Raw genomic sequence first — 8,882 nt, forward strand, 5'->3', positions numbered from 1 at the left:
GCGATTTCCTCGTGACGTCCGTGAACCATTGGGCGCTGAACAGGATTGCCCAAGTATCCGCAAGTACGCTTAGTCACATTGCACTTATCAGGATCGCTATTGCCGCACTCAGGGCAACGGAAACCTTCCTTAGTTGGCTCAAAATCGCCCTGGAATCCGCAAACAAAGCAATGGTCGATTGGAGTATTCGTACCCAAATAACCAATACCAATCTTATAAGCATAATCCCAAACAGCCTCCAAAGCTTTAGGATTTGCCTGCAAGCATGGGAATTCACAGTAGTTAATGAATCCACCAGAAGCAAGATACGGGAAATCAACTTCATAGCGAAGCTTTTCCATAGGAGTTGGTTGCAACCAAACAGGATAATGGAAAGAATTAGTGTAGAAATCGTGATCTGTTACGCCTTCAATGCGACCGAACTTTTGACGATCCATACGGTTAAAGCGGTCAGTCAAGGACTCAGCAGGAGTTGAATAAACAGAATAATGGTAACCTTCAGCTTTAGACCACTGTTGGCATAGCTGATTCATACGGCGAACCAAGGAAAGCGCAAATTGCTTGCCATCCTCATTCCAACTGTGATCTTGCATCCAATCCTTGCCATAGAACACAGAAGTAGCTTCATACAATCCTATGTATCCTAAAGAAACCGTAGCGCGTTCATTGCGGAACAGCTGATCAACACTCTCGTTAGCTTCCAAACGACCAAAAGCACCATATCGGAACAATGTTGGAGCGTTCACTGGAGTTGCCTGTTTACAACGCATAATACGGAATCTCAATGCTTGGTGAGCAACTTCCATTCGCTCATTAAAAAGCTTCCAGAACCTATTTACATCTCCATGAGATTCAAGAGCAATACGAGGAACATTGACTGTCACAACGCCAAGATTCATACGTCCATCTTCAACATCCTTACCAGTTTTTGGATCAATCCAACCTTGAAGGAATGAACGGCAACCCATAGGCGCTTTGAATGAGCCAGTAATTTTAACAATATTCTCATAGAACACAACATCTGGATACATGCGCTTTGTAGAGCACTCAAGAGCAAGTTGCTTCAAATCGTAATTAGGGTCTTGAGGGTCTGCATTTACACCATGCTTAATAGTAAATACAAGTTTAGGGAAGATTGCAGTGTGACGATCTTTACCAAGTCCGCGGATACGATTTAGCAATATAGCACGCTGGATTTCACGAGCAAACCAAGAAGTACCTAAGCCAAAACCAACAGTTACAAACGGAGTCTGACCGTTAGAAACACGATTAGAGTTGATTTGATATTCCATAGTTTGCATAGCGTCATAAATAGCTTTGCGCGTCATAATCTTCGCGTAAATTTCACGAATCTGATCAAGCTCACTCAAATTATCGTCAAATGGCGCGTCAGGTGGAAGAGGATCTCTATCTGAACAATGAAGATTCTTTGGTTCTTGCGCTTTCAAACCATCAATCATATCTTTAGCGACTTGAATTGGAGTTGAATCAGGAATCATTGCTTTTGCCATGGAAAGATTCTTGTCATAATCGCACTTTGCATAACGCTCAAGCATTTCGTCAGTGCGATTAACAGTCTGACCACCGTATTGCGCACCAGCAATATCTTTAATAATCTGAGTAACTTGAGTAGCAGCTGTACCAATTGACTTCGGACTATCCATCATAGCGTTGCCAAGAGCGAATCCCTTAGCTAACATGTCACCAAAATCTGGAAGTGAGCAATTACTCATGCAAGTAAAAGGCGAATAATCAGCATCATGGAAGTGGATATCGCCTTTCATATGAGCATTAGAAACAGCGTGAGGAAGCATAGAGAATGCAGATGCTTTAGAAACAGCTCCAGCAAGAAGATCTCTTTGAGTTGCATAAACATTTGAATCTTTATTTGCGTTCTCACGAACCAAAGATTCATCACGATTCACAAGGCGATTAACAGCTTCATTGATATCCGTAGCTTTAGCACGATCAATATCTCGATTTAGTCGATAGCTTGTATAGCAACGAGCGACCTCATACAAATGATTTTCAATAAGACTGTGCTCAACCAAAGTCTGAATGTCTTCAATTTTTGCTGGACCATTATAACGATCTTGAATCTCAGCTTCAATATGATCCGTAATATCTCGAATCATCTGCTCTTCTTGAGGACCAACTTCTTTGCCTAAGTCCTTAAAAGCAGCTTTAATCGCCATAATTATATTCATTGGATCAAAATCAACCACACGACCATCGCGCTTCTCAACAAGTACACGAGATTTCTGCGAATCACTAGAAGAATCATTTCCTTCTGCGATAACTTCATCTTTTGATGTCGATTCTAAAGTCGTTTCGTAGACCTGCATTGTACAGACCTTTCTTGATTTCTCAGTTTTAATTTAACTTCTACGATTTTGCCGTAAAATGAATGCCAAAATCAAACAAAAATCATGCTTAATCTTGAGCAACTCGATTAACTATAACCCGAACCATATCCAATATCTAGTGTTAAAGCAAAGAATCCTCACAATATATAGTGATTTATGTAAAATCCTTTATTTTTCAAGCGCGTCTTAAGCGTGTCGTACGAAATCGCTCGAAATTAAACTGTAAAAATTACTATTTTTAGTTAAAATATTTATTATTTTTATCACTAAAATCACCAATATCCTAATTCATAACTGAAGTAAATTTATATACAAAAAGAAGAAAATGTGAATACACGCCGTAAATTTAGCGCACTTCGCGACGATTTGATATATTGAGTGACGTGGAACAGACAGCTTTTCAACATGCAGAAGAATTTGGATTCCAATCCGGAGATGTCATACAACAATGGCTATGGGATGACGATGTCGATGATGCCATTTGTACAAATATTGAACAACTTACTGGCGTAGAACTTGTAGATGAAGATTATGATTCTGCAGTAGATGGCGTAATCATTTGGTGGCGTGATGGCGATGACGAAGATGAGCTTGCTGACACAATCATGGATGCCACTAACATGCTAAGTGATGACGCTCCAATGTGGGTTCTCATTCCTAAGCCAGGGCGCCCAGGAGCTCCAAGTTCAAGCACTGTTCAATCTGCAGCAAAAACAGCTGGAATGAATGCAGCAACTCCTCTGACTGTAAGTGCAGACTGGAATGGAATTCGCTTACGCGCTTTCGGCAAAGGTCAAAGCAAGTAACTCAAAGAAAAGCACACGCTCCTTGCGCATACTTCTATGCGCGCTTGAGCGCCTACATGAAACTCGTTAAGCACTTACATGCAACTTGTTAAGCGCGCGACTGAAACTTCACAAGTATGCGTAATTATCTTTAGAGTACACTTAATATGCAAGTCACAAATCCGCGCACTTTAGGGTATGCTTACAATTCACTTAGCTACACACACGTCATAAACTTACATGTCTGACATTAAAAACCATCTGCTTTTAACGTAAGCACGTTTTACAATAAAGTAGTTATTTGGCTTCAACTCAGTCATATAAGACAAGTAGATTAAACAAAGGAGTCTAGGATGAAACAGCTATCAATTAAGCCAACTATTCACAAATTCGACAATGCTCTAGATTTTGCAAAAGAGTTTAATCTTAAAGAAGGCGACTTAGTTATAACTAACAAATACATTTGGGAGCCATATTTTGGCAATTTAAATCTTGATTGCGATGTGATTTTCCAAGAAAATTACGGTAAAGGCGAACCAAGCGATGCAATGGTTGACGCAATTATGAGCGATATTCACACTCCTGCAAAACGAGTGATTGGAATTGGCGGCGGCACAGTTTTAGATATTTCTAAAGTTTGCGCACTAAAACATACTAGCCCACTTGAAGATTTAGTTGACGGAAAGATTCCTGTACAAAAAGGAGCAGATCTTATTCTTGTTCCAACTACTTGCGGAACTGGCTCAGAAGTTACGAACGTTGCAGTGTTCTCGCTTACTAAGCGCAATACCAAGAAGGGTTTAGCAAACGATGCTTGCTACGCTAGTGACGCAATTCTTATTCCAGAATTATTGAAAAGCCTTCCAGACTACGTTTTTGCAACAAGCTCTATTGACGCTCTTACACACTCAATTGAGTCTGCACTTTCTCCAATTGCAACTGATCTTACGAAAATGTTTAGCTATAAGGCTTGTGGTCTTATTTTGCAAAGCTATATGAAAGTTGTGAACGCCGGAGATAACGCGAAAAAACAAGTTGTAGACGATTTGCTTTCAGCAAGTCTTTACGCTGGCATCGCTTTTGGTAATGCTGGATGTGGCTGCGTTCACGCTATGGCTTATCCTCTTGGAGGTACTTTCCACGTTGCTCACGGCGAAACAAATGCATCTCTTCTTACAAGCGTTTTACGCTATTATGCTAAACACGATTGTGAAAATAACGAAAAAAACAAAGACAGCGAAAAGAACAACACTGAACTTTCTAAACTTTTCGAATTTATGTCTAACATTCTTGAATGCTCTAAAGATGATGTTCTAGATAAGCTTGATGAAGTGCTTAACACAATTCTTCCTAAGCATAAGCTCCACGAGTATGGCATGAAAAAAGATATGATTCAAAGCTGGTCTAAAAGTGTTGTTAAAGAACAGCAACGCCTTTTGAAAAACTCATATATGCCGATGAGTGAAAGTGCTATTGAAGAAGTTTATACATCTACTTTCTAAAACCGCACACTCACACCAACCACTCGCTTTAGAAAAATTAAGTAATAAACTAATGAACGCAAGCAATATTTAAAAAAAAAACAACTAATAGACATCACAAATTATATACATTGCAAAGTCTATTAGTTGTTTTTGAAAGAGCTAAAAATTATTCAATAACTTTTAGCTCTTCCAACCGTGGCTCACCTAAAGGCAAGCTAGTATCAGAAGGGAAGAATCCGTCATTTACTCTAAAGCTTACATAAACTTTTTTTCCAATATATTTTTTCATAGCTCGTTCTGCTTCACTATCTTTTTCTAATGCAAACATACTTGCATCTTTAGGTTTAGGAGTATTACCCATATCTCCGCTATGATTTAAGAGAATGCTTGATTTATTATCAAAAATAAGCAGCATAAAGTTTTCACGACTGTGATCATAACCGGGATTAGGATCTGGCATATTCTGCATTTTAAGAACCTGATCATATGAAAGAACTCTCACAGTTCCGAAAACAACTTGTCGCCCACTCGCTTTTTCGTCCTCGATCTTCTTAGCTAAAGATTTAACATTCTTAGATTTTTTATTCTCTTTCTTAGAATTCTTATTCTTCGATTCAAATTTTCCACTTTTTCTACTTATAGACTTCTTATAAGTATTATCTTCAGTTTTAGCTAAATCATCGAGAATTTTAGTGTTATTTACACTAACAAAATTGATTTGTTTTACTTTATCTTTAGGAGAATCAGTAATTATCCCTGACCAATATTTCTCTTTTTCAACAGGATTACTATTTGCAATATTCATAGTAACTTTATAAATTTCAGCTTCACCTGTTCCGCCAGACAATTCAGTGTATCTTAGCGCATTAGTATTTACATATTGTTCTACAAAAACTCTAATTCCATTTGAAACATACATACCCTCATGAATTAAGTCATCTGAAGAAACAACATCACTGTAGTCTTTATTTACAGTAAAAAGCTTCAAAGGATACATGTAATTAGCATCTTTTCGAAGAATAAAATCTGGAACATCTCTATTACTCATATTGACCAATGCATAAGAATACTTAGTTTCTTTAGGATTATTATCAGAATCCTCAGTTCCTTCAGGATCAAAATTATATTTACTAGCATTTGCTAAAACTTTTTTATACAATGCAGCAGTTTTTGCATTATGAACGCATACTTTTTCTATCGATCCAGATTTTTTACTACTCTGCTTACTGTTTGAACATCCAGAAAACAGAGGTATAACTATTATTAACGTAAATAATAAAATCAAAAATTTTTTCAATTTCAACATATTTAACATAACTATTGCCATCCTCAATTATTAAAATAATTTTGAGCATACGGAATACGTAGTTTAATACAAACTAATAATATTTTTTGCACATATCACGTCAGTTTTTATATAATTCAACAAGTGTAGCTACATTATTGAAAATTAAGCGTAACAGGAGTCTAACGAATATGTGTCTATCTTATGAAAAAGATAATTCATTAAAAGTTATTTCAATCGTTGGCCCAACTGCTTCAGGCAAAACATCTTTAGGCATTTTGATAGCTAAACGTTTAGCTAAAAATGGAGTTAAAGCTGAGATTATTAACGCAGATGCTTATCAAATGTATAAATATATGGATATTGGTACAGCTAAAGCAAGCGCAAAAGAACAAGCTGAAGTTCCACATCACTTAATTGATATTATTGATCCAGAAGAAACTATGAGCGTTGCTCGCTTTCAAACTTTAGCTAGAAATTGTATTCATGAACTTCAAGATCGTGAAATACGACCAATTTTAGTTGGCGGAAGTGGATTATACGCACGCGCCGCAGTTGACGATATTACTTTCCCTGGAACAGATCCTGAAATTAGAAAAGCTTTAGAAGAGCGTGAGCGGAAAGTTGGAGGTCTAGCTTTATTTGAAGAATTAAAAGAAAAAGATCCAGTTGCTGCATCTAAAATGGACGCACGTAATCCACGGCGTACTATTCGCGCTCTTGAAGTTATTGAGCTAACAGGTAAACCATATTCCGCAAGTCTTCCGCGCTATAAGTATGTGATTGATTGCGTACAAATTGGATTAGATTTGAAACGTGAAGATTTAGACAAACGAATTGATATTAGAACTCAAATAATGCGAGAAAAAGGTTTTGTAGATGAAGTTCTTAAAATTCGGAATCGATTAGGCGTTACTGCTTCTAGAGCTCTTGGATATCAGCAAATTATCAATTATTTAGATGGATTATGTAGCGAAGACGATGCTTTCGCAGATATTGCACAAAAAACTAAACGACTTGCACGTAAACAAATGGGCTGGTTTGGACGCGATGCTCGCATTCATTGGCTGGATGCTTTAAGACCAGATCTTACAGATGCTGCTATGTCAATTATTCATGATGCAGATTCAACTAATTATTTAAATACTAACGTCACTCAACATCATCTTGGCGATACATTTAAGTAAAGATTAGCAAAGATTAGTAAAGATTAGCAAAGATTCTCAGGCAATTTCAAAGCTTTATGTGTATGATATAAAGACGTGATACTTGATCGTCATAACCGCGTAAATTCCGCAGAGCTTTATGCACGTCTGCGAAGCACCGATGCAAAGGTAGCAGAAGGTGACTATATATCAGAATTGCCTAATGATCAGATAGATGACTTCGTAAACATGATGCAAGTTTATGAAGGAGCTATGTATGAAATCAGCACAAAGCTTGAAATTCTAGATAGCGAATTCCAAGTTCGCTTCTCACACGATCCTATTCATCACATGGAACGCCGTCTAAAATCTGTGCATTCTATTTTTGAAAAACTTCATAGACGTAATCTAGATATTTCTACTCATGCTATACGCGATAACCTTTTTGATGTTGCTGGAATACGAGTTATATGCAACTATCGCGATGATGTTTATGCTGTAGCTCAATATCTTTCTGAGCAAACAGATATTCAAGTTCTACAAGTAAAGGATTATATTAAAAATCCTAAGCCTAATGGATATAGGAGCTTGCACGTGATTTACGCAGTTCCAGTATTCCTTTCTTCCGGCGCTCATTACACGCCTGTAGAAGTCCAATTCCGCACTATCGCAATGGATTATTGGGCCAGCTTGGAACACGCTTTGCGTTATAAAGCTGATTTACCAGATAGTAAGCTTGCAGAACATTCACAAACATTGCTTGATTGCGCTTGCAATTTGCAAAAAATTGAAGCTTTAATGCAAGGAATCCACCGCGATATTAACGGTACTCCTCGCGTAGAAAATGCACCTCATTCATAACTCATAAGTTCTAATAATGTAAAAATGCAACTATACTATAGTTAATTCAACTGTGATACTGTTTACTTTTACATACATAAGTTTCGAATAGTAAGGAGAGATATGACATATTACAATCAACAGTCATATGGAAACTCACAACCTGTTATTGACACTAATGCTGTTTACGCATATGAAAAAGCAAAACACACGTCAATAACTAAAGTCTATGGCGAAATGACAATTGGCTTGCTAGTAACTGCGCTTGTTGCAATGTATACACAAACAACTCACGCATTCTATTACTTTATTCAAAGTACTGGAATGTTTGGTTGGATTGGCATTGTACTTGTTCAAATCATATTGTCGACTGTTTTAGGCATACGCATCTTCAAGATGAGAGTTGGAGTCGCGCGCGCTATATTCTATATTTACGCTGCAATTACAGGATTTACTTTAGGAGTGATTTTCGATATTTTCACCACAGCTTCTATAGCTTTAGTGTTTTGTCTTACAGCAGGATTCTTCCTGTGCTTAACAATGCTTGCACTTACTACTAAAGTCAACATGCTTAAAGCTGGACCAATTCTTATGGTTGGCGTGATAGTACTCGTTATCTCACAACTCGCACTATCATTCTTTGCTCCATCAGATAACTTAATTAAGATAGTTGCTGCTATTGGAATATTACTTTTTGCTGGTCTTACAGCTTATGACGCTCAAAAAACGCGTGCTTTGTTTGAGCAATATGAAAATGAGCCTGAAGCTATAAAAAGATTGTCTATTTTATGCGCTTTGCAACTTTACTTAGACTTCATAAATATGTTTGTTTATCTTCTTCAATTACTTGGAGATAGACGAGAATAGTAAATAAATATATTATATTTACAAATCATAAAATTGATTAACTAAGCAATAGCCAAAAAACAATTGATAATTAAATAAAACAAACTAATAATTAAATAAAACAAAAATGC

At 37.0% G+C, this 8,882-nt stretch carries 7 protein-coding genes; 5 read left to right on the forward strand and 2 right to left on the reverse strand.

The window, feature by feature from the left end; genetic code table 11:
• Positions 1-2,345, reverse strand: a 2,345-nt coding sequence (nrdD, locus tag Q0X59_RS05785) for an anaerobic ribonucleoside-triphosphate reductase (protein WP_297643820.1), incomplete at its 3' end; no start/stop codon positions are given.
• A gap of 404 nt (positions 2,346-2,749) precedes the next feature.
• Between nrdD and Q0X59_RS05790 the strand changes: the two genes are divergently transcribed.
• Positions 2,750-3,172 (forward strand): DUF3052 domain-containing protein, encoded by a 423-nt coding sequence (locus Q0X59_RS05790; protein WP_082266204.1) that lies wholly within the window; start codon positions 2,750-2,752, stop codon positions 3,170-3,172.
• 332 nt (positions 3,173-3,504) lie between these two features.
• Positions 3,505-4,653 carry a 4-hydroxybutyrate dehydrogenase gene (locus Q0X59_RS05795; RefSeq protein ID WP_103042900.1) on the forward strand — a complete coding sequence of 383 codons (1,149 nt, stop codon included), beginning with the start codon at positions 3,505-3,507 and terminating at the stop codon, positions 4,651-4,653.
• Between the two features lie 148 nt (positions 4,654-4,801).
• Here Q0X59_RS05795 and Q0X59_RS05800 read toward each other — a convergent pair whose 3' ends face one another.
• A complete protein-coding gene (locus Q0X59_RS05800) occupies positions 4,802-5,950 on the reverse strand; it encodes a hypothetical protein (RefSeq protein ID WP_297643823.1) in 1,149 nt (382 codons plus the stop codon).
• Between the two features lie 161 nt (positions 5,951-6,111).
• Between Q0X59_RS05800 and miaA the strand changes: the two genes are divergently transcribed.
• The 3 genes from miaA (at position 6,112) to Q0X59_RS05815 (ending at position 8,772) form a co-directional block, all read left to right on the forward strand.
• A complete protein-coding gene (gene miaA, locus Q0X59_RS05805; RefSeq protein WP_075523055.1) occupies positions 6,112-7,107 on the forward strand; it encodes a tRNA (adenosine(37)-N6)-dimethylallyltransferase MiaA in 996 nt (331 codons plus the stop codon).
• A 75-nt stretch (positions 7,108-7,182) separates the two neighbouring features.
• On the forward strand, positions 7,183-7,926 hold the full coding sequence (locus Q0X59_RS05810) for a GTP pyrophosphokinase family protein (RefSeq protein WP_075523054.1): 744 nt from the start codon (positions 7,183-7,185) through the stop codon (positions 7,924-7,926).
• 102 nt (positions 7,927-8,028) lie between these two features.
• Positions 8,029-8,772, forward strand: a complete 744-nt coding sequence (locus Q0X59_RS05815; RefSeq protein WP_075523053.1) for a Bax inhibitor-1/YccA family protein — start codon at positions 8,029-8,031, stop codon at positions 8,770-8,772.
• Positions 8,773-8,882: the final 110 nt, after the last annotated feature.

Source organism: uncultured Gardnerella sp. (assembly GCF_947280595.1).
In the GTDB taxonomy this organism is placed as follows: Bacteria; Actinomycetota; Actinomycetes; order Actinomycetales; family Bifidobacteriaceae; genus Bifidobacterium; species Bifidobacterium vaginale_A.

Bases quoted from the DNA above. Each gene is read 5' to 3' on its own strand.
- miaA (WP_075523055.1), top strand. From the start codon at position 6,112: ATGTGTCTATCTTATGAAAAAGATAATTCATTAAAAGTTATTTCAATC.
- Q0X59_RS05800 (WP_297643823.1), bottom strand. From the start codon at position 5,950: ATGTTAAATATGTTGAAATTGAAAAAATTTTTGATTTTATTATTTACG.
- Q0X59_RS05795 (WP_103042900.1), top strand. From the start codon at position 3,505: ATGAAACAGCTATCAATTAAGCCAACTATTCACAAATTCGACAATGCT.
- Q0X59_RS05815 (WP_075523053.1), top strand. From the start codon at position 8,029: ATGACATATTACAATCAACAGTCATATGGAAACTCACAACCTGTTATT.